18 protein-coding genes and 1 pseudogene are annotated in these 21793 nt (G+C 72.2%); 6 read left to right on the forward strand and 13 right to left on the reverse strand.

Annotation, left to right across the window (positions count from 1 at the left end):
* Positions 1 to 271 (reverse strand): hypothetical protein (locus ACTIFU_RS13820; RefSeq protein WP_439578896.1); only part of this gene is annotated, 271 nt, incomplete at its 3' end.
* 220 nt (positions 272 to 491) lie between these two features.
* Between ACTIFU_RS13820 and ACTIFU_RS13825 the strand changes: the two genes are divergently transcribed.
* Both ACTIFU_RS13825 and ACTIFU_RS13830 read left to right on the forward strand, forming a co-directional pair.
* The gene (locus tag ACTIFU_RS13825; RefSeq protein WP_439578897.1) at positions 492 to 1472 is read left to right on the forward strand and encodes a Bug family tripartite tricarboxylate transporter substrate binding protein; all 981 of its coding nucleotides are present in this window, start codon (positions 492 to 494) and stop codon (positions 1470 to 1472) included.
* A gap of 122 nt (positions 1473 to 1594) precedes the next feature.
* Positions 1595 to 2872, forward strand: a complete 1278-nt coding sequence (locus tag ACTIFU_RS13830; protein ID WP_439578898.1) for an MmgE/PrpD family protein — start codon at positions 1595 to 1597, stop codon at positions 2870 to 2872.
* Here the strand turns inward: ACTIFU_RS13830 and metW are convergent.
* Together metW and metX are read right to left on the reverse strand one after the other, a co-directional pair.
* Positions 2869 to 3516 carry a methionine biosynthesis protein MetW gene (gene metW / locus ACTIFU_RS13835; RefSeq protein ID WP_439578899.1) on the reverse strand — a complete coding sequence of 216 codons (648 nt, stop codon included), beginning with the start codon at positions 3514 to 3516 and terminating at the stop codon, positions 2869 to 2871. The two genes, ACTIFU_RS13830 and metW, sit on opposite strands and share 4 nt — an antisense overlap.
* 204 nt (positions 3517 to 3720) lie before the next feature.
* Positions 3721 to 4881, reverse strand: coding sequence for a homoserine O-acetyltransferase MetX (gene metX, locus ACTIFU_RS13840; RefSeq protein WP_439578900.1), 1161 nt, complete (start codon positions 4879 to 4881; stop codon positions 3721 to 3723).
* Positions 4882 to 4971: 90 nt separating this feature from the next.
* On the opposite strand from metX, the gene ACTIFU_RS13845 reads away from it, so the two are divergent.
* The 3 genes from ACTIFU_RS13845 to ACTIFU_RS13855 are packed head-to-tail and all read left to right on the forward strand — an operon-like array spanning position 4972 to position 7891.
* Positions 4972 to 5898 carry a chorismate mutase gene (locus ACTIFU_RS13845; RefSeq protein ID WP_439578901.1) on the forward strand — a complete coding sequence of 309 codons (927 nt, stop codon included), beginning with the start codon at positions 4972 to 4974 and terminating at the stop codon, positions 5896 to 5898.
* 3 nt (positions 5899 to 5901) lie between these two features.
* Positions 5902 to 7011: a histidinol-phosphate transaminase gene (hisC, locus tag ACTIFU_RS13850; protein ID WP_439578902.1), complete on the forward strand. Its 1110-nt coding sequence runs from the start codon at positions 5902 to 5904 to the stop codon at positions 7009 to 7011.
* Positions 7004 to 7891: a prephenate/arogenate dehydrogenase family protein gene (locus tag ACTIFU_RS13855; RefSeq protein ID WP_439578903.1), complete on the forward strand. Its 888-nt coding sequence runs from the start codon at positions 7004 to 7006 to the stop codon at positions 7889 to 7891. The genes hisC and ACTIFU_RS13855 overlap by 8 nt, the downstream gene beginning before the upstream one ends.
* A 57-nt stretch (positions 7892 to 7948) precedes the next feature.
* Here ACTIFU_RS13855 and ACTIFU_RS13860 read toward each other — a convergent pair whose 3' ends face one another.
* Complete coding sequence (locus tag ACTIFU_RS13860) at positions 7949 to 9088, reverse strand: glycosyltransferase (protein WP_439578904.1); 1140 nt, start codon at positions 9086 to 9088, stop codon at positions 7949 to 7951.
* A gap of 1 nt (position 9089) precedes the next feature.
* On the reverse strand, positions 9090 to 10130 hold the full coding sequence (locus ACTIFU_RS13865) for a DUF2125 domain-containing protein (protein WP_439578905.1): 1041 nt from the start codon (positions 10128 to 10130) through the stop codon (positions 9090 to 9092).
* Between the two features lie 320 nt (positions 10131 to 10450).
* Between ACTIFU_RS13865 and ACTIFU_RS13870 the strand changes: the two genes are divergently transcribed.
* Positions 10451 to 11278 (forward strand): exodeoxyribonuclease III, encoded by an 828-nt coding sequence (locus tag ACTIFU_RS13870; RefSeq protein ID WP_439578906.1) that lies wholly within the window; start codon positions 10451 to 10453, stop codon positions 11276 to 11278.
* Between the two features lie 3 nt (positions 11279 to 11281).
* Here the strand turns inward: ACTIFU_RS13870 and ACTIFU_RS13875 are convergent, their stop codons facing one another.
* The 8 genes and pseudogenes from ACTIFU_RS13875 to ACTIFU_RS13910 all read right to left on the reverse strand — a co-directional run.
* Positions 11282 to 12532: a NupC/NupG family nucleoside CNT transporter gene (locus ACTIFU_RS13875; protein ID WP_439578907.1), complete on the reverse strand. Its 1251-nt coding sequence runs from the start codon at positions 12530 to 12532 to the stop codon at positions 11282 to 11284.
* Positions 12529 to 13545, reverse strand: coding sequence for a DNA recombination protein RmuC (locus ACTIFU_RS13880; protein ID WP_439578908.1), 1017 nt, complete (start codon positions 13543 to 13545; stop codon positions 12529 to 12531). The genes ACTIFU_RS13875 and ACTIFU_RS13880 overlap by 4 nt, the downstream gene beginning before the upstream one ends.
* Positions 13542 to 15119 (reverse strand): bifunctional phosphoribosylaminoimidazolecarboxamide formyltransferase/IMP cyclohydrolase, encoded by a 1578-nt coding sequence (gene purH, locus ACTIFU_RS13885; protein ID WP_439578909.1) that lies wholly within the window; start codon positions 15117 to 15119, stop codon positions 13542 to 13544. The genes ACTIFU_RS13880 and purH overlap by 4 nt, the downstream gene beginning before the upstream one ends.
* Before the next feature lie 181 nt (positions 15120 to 15300).
* Positions 15301 to 16383: pseudogene (locus ACTIFU_RS13890) on the reverse strand (glycosyltransferase family 4 protein); the annotation flags it as partial.
* A complete protein-coding gene (gene asnB, locus ACTIFU_RS13895; protein WP_439578910.1) occupies positions 16380 to 18254 on the reverse strand; it encodes an asparagine synthase (glutamine-hydrolyzing) in 1875 nt (624 codons plus the stop codon). The gene asnB and the pseudogene ACTIFU_RS13890, both read right to left, overlap by 4 nt.
* Before the next feature lie 9 nt (positions 18255 to 18263).
* Positions 18264 to 19868: a heparinase II/III family protein gene (locus ACTIFU_RS13900; RefSeq protein ID WP_439578911.1), complete on the reverse strand. Its 1605-nt coding sequence runs from the start codon at positions 19866 to 19868 to the stop codon at positions 18264 to 18266.
* 204 nt (positions 19869 to 20072) lie between these two features.
* Positions 20073 to 21548, reverse strand: coding sequence for a sulfatase family protein (locus ACTIFU_RS13905; RefSeq protein WP_439578912.1), 1476 nt, complete (start codon positions 21546 to 21548; stop codon positions 20073 to 20075).
* Positions 21545 to 21793 (reverse strand): tripartite tricarboxylate transporter substrate-binding protein (locus ACTIFU_RS13910; protein ID WP_439578913.1); only part of this gene is annotated, 249 nt, incomplete at its 5' end. The genes ACTIFU_RS13910 and ACTIFU_RS13905, both read right to left, overlap by 4 nt.

The following is a 21793-nucleotide window of genomic DNA, read 5'->3' on the forward strand; positions in this document are numbered from 1 at the left end:
CTGCCTCCGCGAATCGTCTGCTGACGCAGCGAATCACAGCCGATTCAAACGACTCAACTTCTTCCCGGATGGGCTCTGAGGCCTTCTTGCCGACATGCTTCGCCAGCAATGCCTGAGACACATAGAACGAGCAAAAATACATATGTACGATCGCTTCTCGAAAAAGTTCACGCTCGACAAGCACTTCAGACGCCTCAAGTTCTGACAAGCATAGGGATAACAGAGTGCTTGCTTGCCGCGTCTGTTTGTAGCTATATTCCAGTTTCTTCATATTTTTCTGCCTATAGCTCAAATTTCCTTATGGAAGCTTCGCATAAATATGGCGACATATTTGACTTCCCTCCGACGTTTCCGCCGCAAAGTGGAATCCGATCAATTATTGCCCTCCGACGGAAATCGGACAAGCCCTGCATGTTCTACTGCAATCCCGGGGTTTCGTCCCCCTCCCATCCCTGCCACCCTTCCCGGCTCACCGACCGGGAGGACCCGCCATGCCCCACCGCCCCGCGCTCACCCGGCGCGCCACCGCAGCCGCGCTCCTCGCGCTGCCCGCCGCCGCCTACGCGCAATCCTGGGCGCCGTCCCGCCCGGTGCGCCTCGTCGTCCCCTTCGCCGCCGGCGGACTCACCGACATCCTCGCCCGTGCGGCCGCCGAACAGCTCCAGCAACGCCTCGGCCAGCCCGTGGTGGTCGAGAACCGCGGCGGCGCGGGCGGCAACATCGCCGCCGAGCTCGTCGCCCGGGCCGAGCCAGACGGCCACACGCTGCTGGTCGCCACCCAGGGCATCATCGCCATCAACAAGGCGCTCTACGCCACCCTGCCGTATGACCCGGACGCCGACTTCACCCCGCTCGCCATGCTTGGCCGCCAGGCGAACGTGCTGGTGGTGCATCCGGGCGCGCTCGACGTGCGCGACGTCGCCGGGATCATCGCGGCGGCGAAGGCGAAGCCGGGCGAGGTCGCCTATGGCAGTTTCGGCGTCGGCTCGTTCTCGCACCTGTCGATGGAGCTGCTCGCCAGCCGCGCCGGCATCCGCCTGCTGCACGTGCCCTATCGCGGCAGCGGACCGATGCGCACCGACCTCGCGGCCGGGCGCGTCGCCATGGCGCTGGACGCGATCGCCACCTCCAAGCCGCTGGTCGAGGCGGGCACGCTGCGCGCGGTGGCGGTGAGCTCGCCCGGACGGTCCTCCGCCCTGCCGGACGTGCCGCCGGTCGCCGACACGATCCCGGGCTACGACGCCTCGGCCTGGTACGGCGTGTTCGCCCATGCGCGCACGCCCGCCCCGGCGCTCGCCGCGCTCGATGCCGCGCTGCGCGCCGCGCTCGCCTCCGCACCCTATCGCGAGCTGCTGGAGAAGCAGGGCGTGGAGGCGATGGCCGAGGATCGCGAGGCGCTGAAGGCCGTGGTCGCGCGCGACAACGCGACCTGGCGCGAGGCGGTGCGGCAGTCCGGCGCGAAGGTGGAGTGATACCCGGAGCACAAAGCCTTGACCTTTGTGCGGAGGGTATCGCGCGCGGGGCTGGTGGGGCGGCCGCGCGCGAAACCAAGCCGATACCAGCCCACCGAAGGTCTGACCTTCGGTGGGCTGGTATGAGCCCGTTCGACGCGGCGATCGCCTGGGCCTGGGCCGGGCCGCCTTCGGGGTCGGGCGCGGAGGCGAAGGCGCGGCTGCTTTTGCTCGACACGCTGGGCTGCGCGGTGGCGGGGCTCGCGCATCCGCGCCCGCGCGCGCTGGCGGCCGCACTCGCGTCGTGGATGCCGGGGCCGGTGCAGCTCGCCGGTGCCGCGCTGTCGCGCGCCGGGGCGGCTGCGGTGCTGGCCGCTTCCGCGTGCTGGGACGAGGCGAATGAGGGGCTCGCCCGCGCGCATGGACGGCCCGGGCTGCCGGTCGCGCCGCTTGCGCTCGCCGCGCTGGCCGACGGCGCGACGCTCGGCGAGGCGGTGGCGGCGTACGCGCTCGGCTACGAGGTCGCGGGCCGCGCGGGCGAACTCTGGCGCATCAGGCCGGGGATGCATGTGGACGGGTCGTGGCACGCGCTCGGCGCGGCGACCGCGGCCGCGCGGCTGGCGGGCGGCGACGCGGCGACGTGCGCGCGGGCGGTGCGGCTCGCGTCGTGCCAGGTGCCGTTCGCGCTCTACGCACCGATCGCGGCGGGGATGGACGGGCGGAACTCCTATCCCGCTCATGCCGCGCTGCTCGGCGCGCTCGCCGGCGCGGCGGCGGTGGCGAGGATGGACGCGCCCGCGGGCTGGTTCGACGAGGCGCGGCGGATCGCGCTCGGGCTGGAGGGCGGCGCGGCGGAGCCTCCCGACACGTGGCTGCTGGAGGAGGCGTATCTCAAGCCCTATGCCGGGGTGCGGCACGCGCACTACGCGGCGGCGGCGGCGCAGGCGTTGCGCGTGCGGACCGGTCCGCGGCGCGTGGCGCGCGTGCGGCTCAGCACCTACGGCGAGGCTCTACGCTATGCCGGCAACCGCGCGCCCCGCGCCGCGATCACCGCGCAGTTCAGCCTGTCCTGGGCGGTCGCGGCAACGCTCACGCAGGGCGATCTCGGCCCGGCGGCGTACACGGATGCCGCGCTCGGCGATCCGGCGCTGCGCGCGCTCGAGGCATCGGTCGAGCTGGTGGAGGATGGATCGCATCCGGGCCGTTTCGCGACGCTGACGGTCACGCTCGACGACGGCACGGTGGAGGAGGAGACCGTGACCTCGGCGGTCGGCGATCCCGACCGGCCGATGACGGCAGAGCAGGCGGAGGCGAAGTTCCGCCGCTTCGCCGCGGGACTCGGCGAGGCGCGTGCGGCGGCGATCGCGGAACTGCTGCTGCGCGCGGAGCCTACGACGCGGGGTGCGCTCGACCTGACCTAACGTCGCGTCAGCAGGAACAGCCCCTGCTCGGCGAACAAATTCGCCAGCCGCCGGTTGCGCCGCCACGGCGTCTTCCGCCCCGCCTCGTCCACGCCCAGCCACCGCTCCACCCGATAGCCGTCGGCCTCGCACAGCGCGAAGAAGTCGCTGATCGTGCAGAGATGGATGTTCGGCGTGTCGTACCAGGCGCGGTCCAGCGCCTTGGTGCGCGGCATCCGGCCCGTCAGCAGCAGGCGCAGCCGCACCTGCCAGTGGCCGAAATTCGGGAAGGACACGATCGCGCGTTGGCCGATGCGCAGCATCTGCGCCAGCACCTCGCGCGGCCGTTCGGTCGCCTGAAGCGTGCGCGAGAGGATCACGTAGTCGAACGCCGCGTCGGGGTAGAAGGCGAGGTCGGTGTCGGCATCGGCGTGGATCACCGGCAGTCCGTGCGCGACCGCGGCTGCGACGAGCGGCATGTCCAGCTCGATGCCCCGCCCGTCCACGTCCTTCTCGTGCACCAGGATGTCGAGCAGGGCACCGTCGCCGCAGCCGATGTCGAGCACGCGCGCGCGGGGTTCGACCATCTCGGCGATCAGGCGCAGGTCCAGCCGGTCGGCGAGCGGGCGGCCGGTGCGCGGCGCGGGGGCAAGACCTTCAGGCATGGTCGTGTCGGGAAAGGCGACGAACGGAGCCTTCCGCCTCGCGGAAGGCGATGAATGCCTCCAGCCATGCCCGCCGTTGCGTGTCAAGGCCGCAGCCGCGCTTCGCGCGGTGCGCCGAAGGCGCAGCCTTGACACACAACGGCGGGCATGGCGTCCGGCTGTCATGCGCTCGACGGGGTCGAGCGCGCTCGACGCGCGCACCGTTCACCGCCACCGCTCCGCGGCACCCGCAAGGAAGCCGCTGACGGTGCGGAACAGGTCCGGCTCCTCGAGCAGGAACGCGTCATGCCCCTTGTCGGAGGCGACCTCGACGAACGACACGTTCGCCGCCGCGGCGTTCAGCGCGCGCACGATCTCGCGGCTCATCGCGGTCGGGAACAGCCAGTCGGACGAGAACGAGATCACGCAGAACCGCACCGGCGTGTGGCGGAACGCCGCCGCGACCGACCCGCCATGCTCGGCGGCGAGGTCGAAATAGTCCATCGCGCGCGTGATCGAGAGATACGAGTTGGCATCGAAGCGCTGCACGAAGGACGAGCCCTGGTACTGGAGATAGGACTCCACCTCGAACAGGTCGTTCGAGAAGGTCAGCATCGGGCCCGTGCGCAGCCGGCGGCCGAACTTCCGCGTCAACGCCTCCTCGGAGAGGTAGGTGATGTGCGCGGTCATGCGCGCCACCGCCAGCCCGCGCGCCGGCACCACGCCGTGCTTCCAGTACTCGCCGCCGTGGAAATCCGGGTCGGCGTTGATCGCCTGGCGGCCGATCTCGTGGAAGGCGATGTTCTGCGCCGAATGGTGCGCGGCGGCCGCGATCGGGATCGCGCTGAACACCCGCTCGGGGTGGAGCGCGGCCCACTCCAGCACCTGCATCCCGCCCATCGAGCCGCCGAGCACCGAGAACAGCTTCGGCACGCCGAGATGATCCAGCAGCTTGGCCTGCGCGCGCACCATGTCGCGGATGGTCACCGGCGGGAACTGCATGCCCCAGGGGCGGCCCTGCGGGCGTCCGTCCGCGTCCGTCATCTCCTCGCGCGGGCCCGATGAGCCCATGCAGCCGCCCAGCACATTGGCGCAGATGACGAAGAACCGGTCGGTGTCCACCGGCAGGCCAGGGCCGACCATGGTCTCCCACCAGCCGGGCTTGCCGGTGACGGGGTGGGTTTCGGCCACGTACTGGTCGCCGGTCAGCGCGTGGCAGACGAGGATCGCGTTCGACTTCGCATCATTCAGCCGCCCATAGGTGCGGTAGGCAACGACCAGCGGCTTCAGCACCGCCCCGCAGTCGAGCAGCAGCCCCTCCAGGAACACCACATGCGGGTGCGTGGTCCCGGCGGTCGCCAGTGGCGCACGGATGGTCTCGGCCATGCGCGATCACTAGAGCCGCGGCGCATCCCGCGCAATGCGTGCGCCCGGCGCGCTTGCGTCCGGCGCCGCTTCCGCTATGCCTCCTCCGCCATGCCCGCCGATCCCCCGCCAGCCGCCCAGGCCGAGGCTGAGCCCAGCGACCCCGCCTGGCCCGCGCCGGAGCGCTTCGCCGCGCTCCGGTCCGAGATCGACCGTCTGGACGCGCTGATCCATCAGCTGGTGATGCAGCGGGCCGAGGTGGTCGTCTCATTGGCCGAACTGCGCGCCAAGCGCGGCGCCCCGTTCCGCCCGGCCCGCGAGGCCGAGATCATGCGGCGGCTGCTCGCCAATCACCGCGGCCGCCTGCCCAAGCCCACCCTGGTCGGGATGTGGCGCGAGATGATCATGGGCATGACCCTGATCCAGGCGCCGTTCCCGGTCGCGGTCTGGAGCCCGGAGGCCGGGTCGGGCCATATCGCGCTCGCGCGCGAGCATTTCGGCACCGCCGTGCCGCTGCGCTGGATGCGCACCACGGCGCAGGTGCTGCGCGCGGTCGGTGCCGGCGAGGCCGCGGTCGGCGTGCTGCCCCTGCCGCAGGACGACCCGAACGCGGAAGGCGCCAATGACCCGTGGTGGATCGCGCTGATGCGCGGCGACGGCTCGGGACTGTCGGTGATCGCGCGCCTGCCCTTCGTCACGCTCCGCCCCGAGGGCGCACCGCGCGCCCAGGCCCTCGTGGTCGGCGCGCTTGCGCCCGAGGCTTCAGGCGAGGACCGCTCGCTGGTGGCGTTCGAGGCCGCCCCGGAGCTCAGCCGCGCGCGCCTGAGCGACCTGCTCGCGGCCGCGGCGCTGAAGCCGCGCAGCCTGGTGCTGTACCGGTCCGAGCGCGGACCCGCTACCTGCCTCGCGGAGGTGGATGGGATGGTCGAGCCGCGCGACGCCCGGCTTGTCGCGCTCGCCGAGGCGGGACTTGCCCGCCCCGCCGTGATCGGTGGCTGGCCGGTGCCGCCTCCCGAGTCCGCCTTTGCGCCGGAGTGATCCATGCCGCCGCTTCCGCGTCCGTCCATCCTGGAGATCGAGCCCTATGTCGGCGGCGAATCGAAGGTCGCCGGCGCCAACCGGGTGATCAAGCTGTCGTCCAACGAGGGTGCGCTCGGGCCATCGAAGCGCGCGATGGAGGCGTATCGCGCCGAGGCGGGCGAGATCCATCGCTACCCCGATGGCGGGGCGACCGCACTCCGCGAGGCGATCGGTGCTGCCTTCAAGCTCGACCCGGCGCGGATCGTCTGCGGCGCGGGCTCGGACGACCTGCTCTGCCTGCTCGCGCAGGGCTATGGCGGGCCCGGCACCGAGACGATCGTCACGCGCCACGCCTTCGCGATGCACCCGCTCTATGCGCGCTATGCCGGCTCCACGGTAGTCACGGTCGAGGAACGGAGCCTGACCGCCGACGTGGACGCGATCCTCGCCGCGGTCAGCCCGCGCACGACGCTCGTGTTCCTCGCCAACCCGAACAACCCGACCGGCACGCTGGTGCCGTGGAGCGAGATCGCGCGGCTGCGCGCGCGCCTGCCGGAGAGCGTTCTGCTCGTGCTGGACCTCGCCTATGCCGAGTACCTCGATGATCCGCGCGGCACAGCCGTGGTCGATCTGGTCGAGGCCGGCGCGAACACGGTGATGACGCGCACCTTCAGCAAGATCTACGGCCTCGGCGGGCTCCGGCTCGGCTGGGTCTATGCGGCGGCGGCGGTGGTCGATGTGCTGAATCGTATCCGCAGCCCGTTCAACGCCTCGCGCCCGGCCCAAGCGGCGGCGATCGCGGCGCTGGCCGACACCGAGCACGTCGCCGCCTCGCGCGCTCACAACAGGCGTTGGCGGCCCTGGCTTGCCCAGGCGCTGGAGAGCACCGGCCTGCCGGTCCGCGGCACCCACGGCAATTTCCTGCTCGCCGATTTCGGCGCGGTCGGGCGCAGCGCGGCGGAGGCCGACGCGGCCTTTCGCGCGCGCGGCATCATCCTGCGCGGCATGGCGGGCTACGGCCTGCCCGGAATGCTGCGCATCACGATCGGCACGGCCGAGGAGATGGAGGCGGTGGCCGAGGCCGCGGCCGAGTTCATGCAGCGGGCCGACCGCGCCGCCTCGCATGCCTGAGCCACTGTTTCGCCGCCTGGCTCTGGTCGGCGTCGGGCTGATCGGCTCCTCGATCGCGCACGCGGCGCGACGGCGCGGCGAGATCGCCGGCGAGATCGTCGCGACCGCGCGCACGGCCAAGACCCGCGCGACGGTCGAGCGGCTCGGCCTTGCCGACCGGGTGCTGGCCGATCCGGGCGCCGCGGTCGAGGGTGCGGATTGCGTGATCCTCTGCACCCCCGTCGGCGCCTATGCCGATGTCGCCGCCGCGATTGCGCCACACCTGGCGAAGGACGCGATCCTCACCGATGTCGGCAGCACCAAGCAGAGCGTGATCCGCGATGTCGGCCCGCTGGTGCCGGAGGGCGTGCATTTCGTGCCGGCGCACCCGATCGCGGGCACCGAACATTCCGGACCCGAAGCCGGCTTCGCCGAGCTGTTCGAGGGCCGCTACTGCATCCTCACCCCGCCTCCGGGCACCGACGACGGCGCGGTCGAGAGGATCGCCGAGCTCTGGCGCCGCGCGGGCTCCATGGTCGAGGTGATGGAACCCGGCCACCACGACCGGGTGATGGCGATCGTCTCGCATCTTCCCCACCTGATCGCGTTCACGATCTGCGGCACCGCCGACGACCTTCAGGACCAGGCGATGCAGGATGTGCTGCGCTTCGCGGCCTCCGGCTTCCGCGACTTCACCCGCATCGCCGCCTCGGACCCGGTGATGTGGCGCGACGTGTTCCTCAACAACCGCGAGGCGCTGCTCGAGATGACCCAGCGCTTCACCGAGGACATGACAGCGATGGCGCGCGCGGTGCGCTGGGGCGACAACGCCTACATCGAGGACAAGATCGAACGCGGCCGGCGCATCCGCCGCAGCCTGATCGCGATCAAGCAGGCCTAGCGCAGATCCCGATCAGGTGGACTCGCCTGATCGGGTGAAGATGCGCGCGAGCACCCTTCAGCGCGCCGCGCGCAACAGCGCATCGATCCGCGCCGCCGCTCCGGCCCAACTGAACCGCTCGCGTACCAGGGCGCGCGCCGATGCGCCCGCTGCCTGGCGCGCGGCACGGTCGCGCAGCAGCGTCACGATCGCATCCGCAAGGCCGGCGGGATCGCGGCGCACGAACGCGCCGTGGCCGGGCGGCAGGACAAGGCCGTTGGTCGCGAGGGGCGTCATCACCACCGGCCGCGCGCAGGCCCAGGCCTCCAGCACCTTGTTCTTGATGCCGACGCCGATCCGCATCGGCGCGACCGACACCCAGGCACGGCCGAGCACGGTCACGATGTCGGGCACGTCCGCCGCGACCACGATGCCCGGCTGCGCGGCGAGCGCGCGGATCTCGGGCGCCGGCGCACGACCGGCAATCACGAACCGCGCACCCGGCACGGCCTCGGCGATGCGTGGCCAGATCTGCTCGGCCGCGAACAGCGTAGCATCCACATTCGGCGCGTAGCCGAGCGAGCCGAGAAACACCACGGTCGGGACCACGTCCTCCTCGACCAACCGCTCCGTTGGCGGCACGGCCACCCCGTTCGGCACCACGTGCACGGTGTCGCGCCCACCGATCCGGCGCATCCATGCGGCGTCGCGCTCGCCCACCAGCACCGTCGCGCTGAAGCTCCATACCGTGCGCCGTGCGTATCGTATCGCGACTGGAACCTCCGCGAGGCTGCGCAGCCGTGCCCGCAATCCCCGTCCGCTGAGTGCGGCGCGCCAGAACTCCAGCGGATTGCAGTCGATCATGTCCATCACCGCGGGCGGCAGCCCGGCGTCGTCGAACCACACCGCCTCGGCGCCGGGGAACACCAGCGCGCGTGCGGCCGGGCGCTCGGCGAGGGCCGTGCGCACGGCGGCGCGCAGCGGTGCATCGTCGAAGCGCCACGGATAGGTGAGCCCGCTGCCCGTCAGCGCGACCGGAACGCAGGTGATGGCGCAGGGTACGACGTCGGTCGGGGCAACCAGCGTGATCCGCCACGCCCCCGCCAGCCCCTCGAGCAGGTTCGCGACCCGCAGCCCGTACCCGTCGCGCACGGGCCAGGGCGGCCTGGTGCAGACCGCGAGCAGCGTCGATTCTGCGGCGTCCGCCTCGGTCGCCACCTCAGCGTCTGCCGAGCGCGTAGGGGCCGCGCGGCCAGCGGATCTCCGGCAGCCGGGCGATCGGGATGCGCGCCGCCGTCAGCGTGCGGTCCTCCAGCGCGACCGGCAGCTCCACCTCGGAGCCCCCGCCCGGCGCCGGCCGCGACACCGCGGTCAGCGCGAGCCGCACGATCGCGAGCGCCTGGCGGTCGATCAGCCCGGCATTGCCCACCGCCTCCAGCGCCGGCCGCCAGTTGGCGATACGGATCGTTCCGGAACCCATCGGCTGCAGCGCGCCGTCGAGCGCCAGCGTCGCCCCGGCCGAGAGCGCGAGCGGCCCCCAGGCGATGGCCAAGCGGCGGAGCTCGATCTGCCCCGCCTCCTCGCGCCACGCGCGAAGAGAGGCCTCGGCGTCGGCGCCGGGCGGGACGGTCCCGGAGACCGCAACTTCTCCTGACACGGTCCGGATCACACGTCCGAACGGCACCTCCGCCCCGGGCCCGAGCCGTACGCCTGCGAGCGCCAGGGATACCGTCTGGTTCGGCTCTGCCGCCGTGTCGCGGTGCACGCCGGAAACGCGAAGCGTCTCGATCTGCACTGTCTCCGCGCCCTGCACCAGGGTCAGGTCCGCGCCGTCGAGGTGCCAGCGCCGCTGCGACCCTTCCGGACCGACCCGGAACGACGCCACCAGCGTCGCGGCCTCGATGTCGGCGGGCTCGATCCCGGCTGCGCCGGGGAATGCGACGCGGCAGGGGCAATGGAACACCACGCTCACCTCGCGCGGTGACGCCAGGCGCGCCCCGGCCTCAACGCGCACGGCCTCGAGCACCATTGCCGGCGCGAAGCCCGATGGGGGCCGCCGCAGTTCGGGCCGCTCGATCGTCGCCGTTGCCCGCACCGGCCAGCCCCCGCGCGCGGCCCCGCCATGGCGCATGGTCTCGCCACCAGGGCCGACACCGTCCATGGCGCCGATCACCGCGCTGCCGAGCAGCCACCACCATGCGCCATGGGCGGGCGCCGCGACGACCACCAGCGCAACCAGGAGCCAACCGATCCGACGCATAACGCTCCTTGTCCTGCCGCTTCGGACCCAAGCTATAGCGGTCTGCTTGCAGCCTGCCGACACACCGGCACTCGTCCACACCGACCAGGCTCGGTGGGCACCCCACATCGAGCCCGAATAAAGCCAAGACTAATCAATGTACTATGGCTCTCTGCTTGAGTTGTCTGGAAAGCTGGGGGATGCCGAACTCACAGAGTTGTCCACAGGCTCGGCACCGGCCGCCGCGGCCGCAAGGGTGGCGCGCAGAGGCCGGGCACCTCATTTCCCGCGAACGCGCTAGACTGCATTCTCGATTCCGCTGTCCCGACCACCGAACCGACATGGCCCGACGTCCCAAGCGCCTGCGTCTCGTCACCTGGAACATCAATTCCGTCCGTCTCCGGCTCGCCAGACTCGCCGACCTCGCGGTCGCGCTGGAGCCTGACGTCATCTGCCTGCAGGAGACCAAGGTCACGGATGCCGAGTTCCCGCTGCGCGAGGTCCGCGCGACCGGCTACCGGCACATCGTGATCAGGGGCGAGAAGGGCTACAACGGGGTTGCGATCCTCTCGCGCATTCCGCTCGCGCGCGTCGCGGACACGCCGAACTGGTGCGGCAAGGGCGACTGCCGGCATCTCGCGGTGGATCTCGACATCCCCGGCGCGCCGGTGCGGCTGCACAACTTCTATGTCCCGGCGGGCGGCGACATCCCCGACCCGGAGGCCAATCCCAAATTCCGCCACAAGCTCGACTTCGTGACGGAAGCGGCGCGATGGTTCGGCAACGGCGCAGCCAAAGGTGGACGGCAGATCATTGCCGGCGACCTCAACATCGCGCCGCTGCCCGACGATGTCTGGAGCCACCGCCAGCTGCTCGACGTGGTGTCGCACACGCCGGTCGAGACCAATCTGCTGGGGACGTGGCAGGCGACGGCGGAGGGGTGGATCGACACGATGCGCCATTTCGTACCGCCGCCGCAGAAGCTGTACTCGTGGTGGTCTTACCGCAACCGGGACTGGCGGCTGTCGGACCGCGGCCGCCGGCTCGACCATATCTGGGTCACGCCTGACATGGCCGGCACGTTGAAGGCCGGGCAGATCATGAAGGACGCGCGCGACTGGCCGCTCGCCTCGGACCACGTGCCGGTCTGCATCGAGATGCTGGTCTGAGCGTCAGGGCCACGTCAGCACGCCGACCACGGCGCCCGTCATCAGGCAGGCGAGCGTGCCACCGATCACGGCGGGAATGCCGAGGCGGGCGATGTCGTCGCGTCGTTCCGGCACCAGCGCAATCATGCCGCCGACCATGATGCCGAGGCTGCCGGGGTTGGCGAAGCCGCAGAGAGCGTAGGCAAGGATGGTGCGGCTGCGCTCCTCCAGCGCCGCACCGCTCCGCGCGAGATCGAGATAGGCGACGAATTCGTTGATGATGGTCTTGAGGCCGAGCAGGCGCCCGGCCTCGGCGGCGTCGGCCGGCGCGATGCCCATGGCCAAGGCGAAAGGGCGCATGGCGATGCCGGCCCAGTGCTGGAGCGGCTCGCCGCTCAGCGGCACGATCGCCTCGTTGAGCAGCGCGACGAGGGCAATGAACACGATCAGGGACGCGATCACGCCGAGCATGATCGCCAGCCCCTCGGCGGTGCCGCGCGCGATCGCCTCCATCGAGGTGGCGTACAGCCGTGGCGCGACCGCCTGTTCGGGCGGCGTGGCGGGCGCATCGGTCTCCGGGCGCATCAGCCGCGCGACCAGCACCGCCGCGGGCGCGCTGATCACGCTCGCGGTCAGCAGGTGGCCGGCGGCGTCGGGCAGGACGTCACGCAGGAAGATCGCGTAGATCGCGAGCGTGTTGCCGCTGATGGTCGCCATGCCCGCGGTCATCACCACGAACAGCTCGGCGCGCGAGAGCGCCGCCAGATAGGGCCGCACCAGCAGCGGCGCCTCGACCATGCCGACGAAGATGTTGGCCGCGGTGGCGAAGCCCGCCGCGCCCGAGAGCGCGAAGCCGCGACGCAGCACGCGGGCGAGCGCGCCGACGACGGCGGGCAGCACGCGCCAGTGGTAGAGCAGCGCCGAGAGCGCGCCGATGACCAGGATCAGCGGCAGCACGCGGAAGGCGAGGATGAACGAGGCGCCGGGCGCGGTCTCGGCGAAGGGCAGGGCACCGCCGCCGAGATAGCCGAACACCAGGCTGGTGCCGGTCTCGGTCGCGCGCTGGAGCGCATCGACCGCGTGGCCGATCGCGCCGATCGCGCGCCGCAGCGGCGGGATGGCGAGCAGCGCGGCGGCAACCGCGATCTGCAGCGCGAGACCCATCGTGACCATCCGCCACGGCACGGCCGCGCGTCGCGTCGCCAGCGCGCCCAACGCCCAGGCGAGGGCGACGAAGCCGACCAGCCCAAGCGCCGAGACGAACTGCGCGTTCATTCCTTGTCGGTCTCGATCGCCGCGACGTGGCCGGCGCGGCGGCGGATCGCCTCGGCTGAGACCTCGATACCCTGGATGTCGGCGCGTGCCTGGTCGAGATGCCGGCGCAGCGCGGTGACGCGCTCGCCGAGGCGGCCGGCGTCCTCGGCCAAACGCGCCACCCCCGCCTGGATCGCGCGCGCCTCATCGCGCAGCCGCGCGTCGCGCAGCACCGCGGCGAGCGTGGTCAGCACGGCCATCAGCGTGGTCGGCGAGGTGATCCAGACGCGCCGGCGGATCGCGTCCTCGACGACCTGCGGGAAGTCGGCGTGCAGCGCGGCGTACACCGCCTCGCTGGGCACGAACAGGATCGCGCCGTCGGCAGTCTCGCCGGGCACGACGTATTTCGCCGCCACGGCCTTCACATGCGCGAGCACATCGGCGGCGAAATCGCGGCCGGCGGCGATGCGCGCGGCGTCGCTCTCGGCGGCGCGCAGGCGGCGGAACGCCTCGAGCGGGAACTTGCTGTCCACCGCGATCGGGCCGGGCGGCATCGGCAGCCGGATCAGCGCATCGGCGCGCGCGCCGGTGGACAGCGTGTGCTGGAACGACAGCGCCGCGGCCGGCAGGGCGTCGCGCAGCAGCGCCTCCATCTGCGCCTCGCCGAGTGCGCCGCGCGCCTGCCGGTTCGACAGCACTGCCGAGAGATCCGTCACCTGCGCCGTGAGTGCCGACAGGTTCGCCTGCGCCGAGTCCAGCACCGAGAGCCGCTCGCCCATGCGCGCCAGCCCCTCGGCGATCGCGAGCTGCTGCGCGGCGAGCCGGTCGGCCAGCGCGGTCTCCTGCGAGGCGAGCGCCATCCCCTGGGCCTGCGCGGTGCGCGTGAGCTGATCCAGCCGTCCGGAGAGCTGCGCCAGTCCGGAAATCAGCTCAGGCGGCACCGCTGGCCGGCGCAGCAGCAGCACGGCGACAAGCAGCGCGAGCCCGAGCGCGATCCAGGCGAGCGGTGCGTCGGCGAGAGAGGCGATGCTCAATGGCGGAAGTGCCTCATCCCGGTGAGCACCATCGCGAGCCCGCGCTCGTCGGCCGCCGCGATCACCTCGGCGTCGCGCATCGACCCGCCGGGCTGGATCACTGCCGTGGCCCCCGCCTCGGCCGCGGCGATCAGCCCGTCGGCGAAGGGGAAGAACGCGTCGGACGCCACCACCGAGCCCTTCGCCAGCGTCTCCGGCAACCCCGCCGCCTTCGCCGCCTCGGCTGCCTTCCATGCGGCGATGCGCGCGGAGTCGATGCGGCTCATCTGGCCTGCCCCGATGCCGACGGTCGCGCCGTCCTTCGCATAGACGATCGCGTTCGACTTCACGTGCTTGGCCACCCGGAAGGCGAAGACGAGATCCGCGAGTTCCGTCTCGGTCGGTGCACGCTTCGTGACCACCTTCCGCGTCTCGCGTGTCGTGCGGCCGGCATCGCGCGTCTGCGCCAGGAACCCGCCGCCGACACTGCGCAGTGTCGTGCCGGGTGTCGCCGGGTCGGGCAGGCCGTGCGCGAGCAGCAGGCGCAGGTTCTTCTTGCGCGCGAACACCGCCTTCGCCGCGTCGGAGGCGTCGGGCGCGATCACCACCTCGGTGAAGATCGCCGCGATCCTCTCGGCCGTCGCCGCGTCGAGCGGACGATTCGCCGCCACGATGCCGCCGAAGGCCGACACGGGATCGCAGCGCAGCGCGAGATCCCAGGCGGCTGCGAGGTCGCGGGCGGCGGCAACACCGCACGGATTCGCGTGCTTGACGATGACGATCGCCGCGTCGTCGAACTCCGCGACGCACTCATAGGCGGCGTCGGTGTCGTTGATGTTGTTGTAGGAGAGCTCCTTGCCCCGCACCTGCGTGGCGGTGGCCACACCCGGGCGGCGGTCGGTGACGTAGAACGCCGCCTGCTGGTGCGGGTTCTCGCCGTAGCGCAGCGTCTGCGCGAGGCGCCCCGAGACCGTGAGCCGCGGCGGGAAGGCGACGCCGTTCTGCGCCGAGAACCAGGCGCTGATGGCCGCGTCGTAGGCGGCCGTGCGGGCATAGGCCTCGGCGGCGAGGCGGCGGCGCGTCGAAAGCGTGGTGCCGCCATGCTCGGCGATCTCTTCCGTGACGGCGGCGAGTTGCGCGGGGTCGGTGATCACAGTCACCCATTCGTGGTTCTTCGCCGCCGCACGGATCAGCGCCGGGCCGCCGATGTCGATCTGTTCGATGCAGGTGGCGAACGAAGCGTGCGCGGCGACCGTCTGCTCGAACGGGTAGAGGTTCACCATCACCAGGTCGATTGGCGCGATGCCGTGCTCGGCCATCTGCGCGAGGTGGTGGGGGTCGTCGTGACGGCCGAGGATTCCGCCGTGGATCTGCGGCACCAGCGTCTTGACGCGGCCGTCGAGAATCTCGGGGAAGCCGGAGACGGTGGAGACGTCGGTGACCGCAAGACCTGCGTCGCGCAATGCGCGCGCGGTGCCACCGGTGGAGACGAGGGCGACACCGCGGTCAGCGAGGAGGCGGGCGAAGTCGGCGAGGCCCGACTTGTCGGAGACCGAGAGCAGCGCTCGGCGGAGGGGAACGAGACCTTCGGGCATGCAGGAGTCCCAGGAAGACAACAGGGCGGGGGGCCGCAAGGCCCCCCGCGCCCCCCTGGAGGGGGCCCCTCCCGTTGGTCGGGGGCCGCGGCCCAATCTGCGGAGGGGGGTGCGGGGGGCGCCCCGTGGGGCCCCCCCTCGATAGCCCCAAAGCCGCGTGCGGGGGCGTGGTGCCTTTCGCCTCGTCATAGAGCTCCAACGCCCGTGCCCGCCCGGCCGCGCCCATGCGCGCCCGCAAGCCGGCATCCGCCGCCAGCCGCCCCAACGCCTCGGCCAGCGCCGCCGGATGGCGCACCGGCACCACGGAGCCTGTCTCGCCGTCCACCACCTGCTCGCGCGCACCGCGAATCCGCGTCGCCACCACCGGCAGCCCTGTCATCATGGCCTCGATGATGCTGCGCGGCATGCCCTCGCGATGGCTCGGCAGCACGAACAGATCGGCCCCGCGCAGCAGCTCGGCGACATCCGTCCGATACCCCAACAGCCTGAGCCGCGCCGCCACGGCGGGATCGCCTTCGGCCCGCGCCAGTGCCCCGGCGACATCGCCCTCGTGATCGCTCTCCAGTCGCGTGCCGACGCACGCGAGCGTCAGGCCGGGCACGCGGGCGAGCGCCTCGAACAGCTCGGGATAGCCCTTCTCGGCCACCATCCGCCCGATCATCAGCGCCACCACCGCCTCGTCGGACACACCCAGCCGAGCACGCGCCGCCGCGCGCTCCTCCGCCGTGCCAGGTCGGAACACGGCCGGATCGACGCCGTTGCCGATCGCCAGCACGCGACCGCCCGGCGCGATCCGCTCGGCGATCGCGGTCTCGGCGTCCTCCGCGCTCTGCGTGAACAGCACGTCCGTGAACCGGCGCCCGAACCGCTCGAGCCCGACATGCAGCCGCCGCTTCGCCGGCGCCATCGCCTCGTGGAAGTAGAACCCGTGCGCCGTGTAGACGATGCGCGGGATGCCGGCGATGCGCCCGGCGATGCGCCCGAGCAGCCCGGCGAGCGGCGTGTGCACGTGCAGCAAGTCGAACCGCTCGCGCCGGAACAGGCGGACGAGCGCAAAGAACGCCGGCAGGTTCGCGATCGGATTGAGGCTGCGCGCGAACGGCACCGTCTCGATGCGGAAGCCTTCCGCGCGCGCGGGCGCGAGCTTCGGCCCGTCGGCACAGATCCCCACCACCTCGTGCCCGCGGTCGCGCAGGCTGCGCATCAGCGGCAGCAGGAAATGCGTCAGCGAGAAATCGACGTTGGTGAGCTCGGCAATCTTCACGCCCGCGCCTCCAGCCAGCCGGCCAGCATCAGCACGGCCCAGAGCGCGCTCGCGTGATCGCGGTGTCCGGCGCGGTGTTCGGTCCAGAGCCGTGCCGCGCGCGCCGGATCGACCAGCCCGGCCTCGCGCAACCGGCGCGACTGCAGGCGATCCTCGGCCCAGCCGCGCAACGGTCCCCGCAGCCAGGCGCCGACCGGGAAGGAGAAGCCGGTCTTCTCGCGCTCGAACAGAGGTCGCGGCACGTGGCGCGCGAGCGCGTCGCGCAGCACCGCCTTGCCGCCGTCGGCGCGAACCAGCAGCCCGGGCGGCAGCGAGAAGGCGAGTCGGATCATCGCCGGCGACAGCATCGGCACGCGCACCTCGAGCGCCACGCTCATCGAGGCGCGATCGACCTTCGTCAGCACGTCGTCGTGCAGGTAGCCGGCGGCGTCGAGCGCGCGGAACCGTGTCAGCGGATCGTCGGGCGCGTCGCCCCGCGGCAGCGCCTCGCCATCGGTGCTGGTGAGCCGCGCGTACACAGCATCGAGATCGGGCGCGGCAAGCACGGAGGCGAGCTTGTGCAGCGTCTCGCCCGGCCGGCGCGGCGCGCGGGGGAGGGGAAGCAGCATGGCGTCCCACCAGCCAGGCGGCACCGCACCGATCGCACCGGCGGCCGCGCGGCGCAGCGCCCGCGGCACGCACGCAAGACGCGGCCACAGGCGTGCGGCGAGCACATGCCGGCGATAGCCGCCGAACAGCTCGTCTCCGCCATCGCCCGAGAGCGCGACGGTCACGTGGCCGCGCGTCAAGCGCGAGAGCAGCAGTGTCGGCAGCTGCGAGGAATCCGCGAAGGGCTCGTCGTACACGCGCGGCAGCGCGTCCACCAGTGCGAGCGCGTCCGCCTCCGTAGCACGCAGCACCGTATGGCGCACGCCGAGGGCCTCGGCGATGCGCGCGGCGTCGGCGCTCTCGTCATAGGCCGGGTCGTCGAAGCCGATGGTGAAGGCGTGGGCGGCACCGGGGGCCGCACGCGCCATCGCCGCGACCACGGATGCGGAGTCCACTCCGCCCGAAAGGAACGCGCCCACGGGCACGTCGGCGACGAGCTGCGCGCGTACGCTGTCGGTCAGCGCCGCATCGACGGCCTCTTCCGCCTCCGCCGCCGTCAGTGGCGCCGGGACCGTCTCGCGCGCGAGCGCCAGCACGTCGAACCAGCGCCGCTCCTCCGGCGCGCCGTCCATGCCGACGCGCACCAGCCCGCCCGGCGGCAGCTTGCGCACGGCCCGGAACACCGTTCGCGGCGCCGGGATGCAGCCGAGTCGCAGATACGCGGCGACACTTTCGGGGTCGATCTCCGGTACCCAGCCACCGGCCGCCTCGAGCGCGCGGAGTTCGCTGCCGAACAGCACTGCGCCGTCCGCCAGCATCGTCCAGGCGAGCGGCTTGATCCCGGCATGGTCGCGCGCGAGCCACAGCACGCGCTCGCTGCGGTCCCAGAGCGCGAAGGCGAACATCGCATCGAGCCGCGGCAGCGCACCGGGGACGCCCCATTGCGCCACCGCTTCGAGCAGGACCGCTGTGTCGCTCTCGCCCTGCACCGGCCGTCCGCACGACGCCAGCTCCGCACGCAAGGCACGGTAGTTGTAAAGCTCGCCGTTATAGGTGACGACGTAGCGGCCGCAGGACGAGGCCATCGGCTGCGCCCCGCCGGGCGAGAGATCGATGATCGCAAGTCGCCGATGCGCGAACGCGACGCCGGCCTGCGCGTCGGCCCATTCGCCCGCGCCATCCGGGCCGCGATGCGCGACCGTCCGCCCCATCGCCGCGGCACGTGCAAGAAGCGTTGCCTCGGCCGCCGGCCGCCGCAGGAAAAGGCCGGCGATGCCGCACATCCGCGGTCCTCAGGCCCTGCCCATCCGCGTGATCGCCCACTTCACCACCGAGACGGCGTCGGCGGGTCCGCCCGAAAGCACCACCTGCTGCGTGCGGCGGCGCTCGTCCGTGCCCGCATAGACGCTCTCTTCCAGAGCAAGGCGCGCGCCGTCCGCGCGCAGCGCCCAGCCCCCTGAGGATGGCGTGCGAAGCAGCACGCCCGCGCCGTCCTGCTGCAGGCTGGCGCTTACCGAGGGGTGCAGGTGGAACCGGATCGCGAAGGGCTGCGGGTGCGGCGCCTCGACGCTGTCCTCGCCTCGCACGTCCTCGCCGGTGTCGCCGAGATAGAGGCGGCGGCGATGGATCGCGTTGAACGGCTTTCGCCAGCCGTCGTGGCTGGCGTCCAGCCAGTGCGCGCCGTTCGCCTCGTGGCGTTGCAGCTCCACCTGCTCGGGTCGCCGCCCGAGCCCGGGCTCCTTGAGCTCAGCCGAGTTCACGTCCGCGACCACCAGCGTCGAGTGCGCGGCGGTCGCGCGCAGCGCATCCTTCCATGCGCTGGCCGCAGCGGGGGCCGCGCCGCAATTGACGATCAGCCGGTCGCGCCCGACCGACATCTCGAAGGCGAGCGTGCCGGCATGCGCGAGTCGGTCCTGCCCGCGCGGCGGCGGCGGGCCGGCATCCATGATCAGCACCGTGCGCCCGGCGGCGAGGCGTTCGAAGCGCATGTCGGGCGCGCGTGCGGGAGGTCGGGCGCGCATCTGCCCCTGGGTCTGCAGCAGGGTCAGCAATGCGGGGTCGCCCTCGCGCGTACCGTTGAACAGCGCCAGTCCGCCGTCGCCGTGGCGCAGCGCGGCAAGCATCGGCATGGCGCGGTCGATTGCGGCAGTCAGTGCGTGGGGCGCCGGCGCGCGCCCGATGCCGAGGATCGCCCGGATCTCGACCAGGTCCATGACGACCGCAACGAGTGCGGCTGGGCTGCGCTCGACATGCCCGCCATCCGGCAGAAGCTGACGGTCGATCTCCTGGCCGAGGAAGCGCAGGGCGCGTGCGAGATGCGGCTCGCCCCCGGGAAGGGCGGCGCCGGCGGCAACGAGGCCCTTCAGCGCAGTGAAGGCGCGCGCGTCCATTGTCTCGGCCGGAAGCATGCCGGAGAGCGTTCGGGCATCCTCGACGATGCGGCTCATCACGGCGGCACGGAACGGCTCGTCCGCGCTGGCGGCGAGGAAGTCCCAGTGCGACAGCAGCGCGGTGATGCGCGCGCCGAGCACGGCCTCGGGCCCGGCAGGCAGGCGCGGCCCGGCCTCGATCCAGGCGCTGACGAGCGCGCGCGCGCGCATCCGCGCGGCGTCGCTGCCCACCGCCCTCAGGTCGCGCAGCCAGGCGAAGCCGTGGGCGGCATCGGTCCAGGGATCGTTGCCCTCGGAGGCGGGGTCAAGCGGGCGGACTGTTCCGTCGACGACCAGCTCGCCCTTGAGGATGCGGCTGCCGCGGGTCGGGTCGCCGGGCCAGGGGTCGCGCAGCGGCAGACCGGGCGACTCGGGCGGGCGGGCGAACGGCGCCGCGACAGCCGGGAGGCGGCCGATGACACGCTGGGCGGCGCGCAGCCAGCGGCGCGGATCGAGGTCGGCGGGCATGGGCACTCTTTAGAATGGCTGGGGCCAGACGCCGCAAGTGGGTCGTCATCGGACCGGTCGTCGGGGCAGAACGTCTAGCGGACACCAGGGACGGCGGATGGCCTCGCTCTGGTGCGGTTCGAGGCGATCACGGGACGTCACGCCGGATGGCTCCGCCCTGCACCACCCACCTGCCGGCGGGCCGGTGGCTCCCCGGCCCCCCCTCTAATACGCCGCCACCCGCGGCGGACCCGCACTGACCGTCGCTGCCAGCGCATCGACATGCGCCTTCAGCCGCTCCGCCCGCAAAGCGACGTCACCCCAGAGATTGTCGAACTCGCCGGGATCGGCCGCGTGGTCGAAGATCTCGCCGACCGGGTGGCCGTGATACACGACCGACTTCCACCGCCCGTCGAACACCATCGAGCCGTGGCTGCGATCGCCGCCCCCGCCCGCGATCGCATCCTTGAACTCGGCGACCACGTGCGGCCTGTGCCGATGCGGGTCGGCCCGGCCCTCCAGGATCGGCAGCAGCGAGCGCCCCTGCATCGGCTCGGGCACGGCAAGCCCGGCGGCCTCCAGCAGCGTCGGCGCGATGTCCACGAGCTCGACCAGCGCCTCGCTGACCACACCGGAGTGGAAACGATCTGGCAGCGACCAGATCATCGGCACCCGCACCAGCCCCTCGAAGAACCGGCACCCCTTCAGCACCAGGCCGTGATCGCCCAGCATCTCGCCGTGGTCGGAATGATAGAGCACGATCGTGTTCCCGATCTGCCCGGAGTCCCGCAGCGCCTGCATGATCCGCCCGAACGCCGCGTCCAGGTGCTGGATCATCGCGTAGTAGTTCGCCTTCACCGCCAGCGCGTCGTAACCCTCGGGCACATGGCTCGCGACGGTGTCGTGATCGCGCTCCGCCGGCGGCGCCTGGGCGGGGTGACGGATGCGCGGGTCCTGCGGCTGCTTCTGCTGCTGGTCGATCCGCTCGAAGTCGCGCCAGCGCTCGGCATCGCTGTCGCGCCAGAGCGGCAGGGGCAGCGCGGCAGGATCGACCTCCGCCAGATACTCGGGCGCGGCGTCGAACGGCGCGTGCGGGTCGAACGGATTGATGCTGAGCAGGAACGGACCGTCGCGCCGGTCGGTCACGAACCGCACCGCCATTTCGGCGCACCAGGTGGTCTGGTGGTACTCCGCCGGCACCCCGGGGCCGCAGAACGCGCCCTTGTCGCGATAGAGCGCCTGCGGATCGATCTTCTTCTCGTGCCGCAGCCAGTGCTCGTAGGCATCGCCGCGCGCGGCATCCGGCGTCGGGTGGTGGTTCCAGAGGAACACCCGATACCCGTCCTGCGGCCGCGCCTCGTGGTACTTCGCCGCCGAGAGATGGAACTTGCCGATCAGCCCGCAGTCGTAGCCGGCATCGGCGAAGAGCCGCGTCACCAGAGTCTCGTGCGCCGGCCAGTAGGCGTTGCCGTTGCGATAGACGTGATGGCTCGCCGGATACCGGCCGGTCATCATGCTGGCGCGCGCGGGCGTGCAGATCGGGCTCTGCGTATAGGTGCGGCTGAACGCGGTGCCCGAGGCTGAGAGCGCGTCCAGCACCGGGGTGCGGATATGCGGATTGCCGAGCGCCCCGATCGTGTCCCAGCGCTGCTGGTCGGTGCAGAACCAGAGGATGTTCGGGCGGTCGGGCGTCGCTGTCACTGGAGCGTGATCCGCGCCGCCGTGACCGCCTCGCGCCAGCGCGCGCGCTCCGCCGCGAGCCGTTCGTTGAACGACGCCGCCGTGCCGCCCGCCGGCTCGGCGCCGAGCGTGGCCAGCCGCTCGCGCACCGGTGCGAGCGCGAGCACGGCGTTGAACTCGCGGTTCAGCCGCTCGACGATCGCGTCGGGCGTGCCAGCCGGCATCATCACGCCGAACCAGCCGGAGCTGTCGAAATCCGCGACGCC

The organism is Elioraea sp., from assembly GCF_051860475.1.
Lineage (GTDB): Bacteria > Pseudomonadota > Alphaproteobacteria > Acetobacterales > Acetobacteraceae > Elioraea.

Bases quoted from the DNA above. Each gene is read 5' to 3' on its own strand.
- metX (WP_439578900.1), bottom strand. From the start codon at position 4,881: ATGGCCGAGACCATCCGTGCGCCACTGGCGACCGCCGGGACCACGCAC.
- ACTIFU_RS13900 (WP_439578911.1), bottom strand. From the start codon at position 19,868: ATGCCCGCCGACCTCGATCCGCGCCGCTGGCTGCGCGCCGCCCAGCGT.
- metW (WP_439578899.1), bottom strand. From the start codon at position 3,516: ATGCCTGAAGGTCTTGCCCCCGCGCCGCGCACCGGCCGCCCGCTCGCC.
- ACTIFU_RS13845 (WP_439578901.1), top strand. From the start codon at position 4,972: ATGCCCGCCGATCCCCCGCCAGCCGCCCAGGCCGAGGCTGAGCCCAGC.
- ACTIFU_RS13855 (WP_439578903.1), top strand. From the start codon at position 7,004: ATGCCTGAGCCACTGTTTCGCCGCCTGGCTCTGGTCGGCGTCGGGCTG.
- hisC (WP_439578902.1), top strand. From the start codon at position 5,902: ATGCCGCCGCTTCCGCGTCCGTCCATCCTGGAGATCGAGCCCTATGTC.
- ACTIFU_RS13865 (WP_439578905.1), bottom strand. From the start codon at position 10,130: ATGCGTCGGATCGGTTGGCTCCTGGTTGCGCTGGTGGTCGTCGCGGCG.
- ACTIFU_RS13870 (WP_439578906.1), top strand. From the start codon at position 10,451: ATGGCCCGACGTCCCAAGCGCCTGCGTCTCGTCACCTGGAACATCAAT.
- purH (WP_439578909.1), bottom strand. From the start codon at position 15,119: ATGCCCGAAGGTCTCGTTCCCCTCCGCCGAGCGCTGCTCTCGGTCTCC.
- ACTIFU_RS13830 (WP_439578898.1), top strand. From the start codon at position 1,595: ATGAGCCCGTTCGACGCGGCGATCGCCTGGGCCTGGGCCGGGCCGCCT.
- asnB (WP_439578910.1), bottom strand. From the start codon at position 18,254: ATGTGCGGCATCGCCGGCCTTTTCCTGCGGCGGCCGGCGGCCGAGGCA.
- ACTIFU_RS13825 (WP_439578897.1), top strand. From the start codon at position 492: ATGCCCCACCGCCCCGCGCTCACCCGGCGCGCCACCGCAGCCGCGCTC.
- ACTIFU_RS13875 (WP_439578907.1), bottom strand. From the start codon at position 12,532: ATGAACGCGCAGTTCGTCTCGGCGCTTGGGCTGGTCGGCTTCGTCGCC.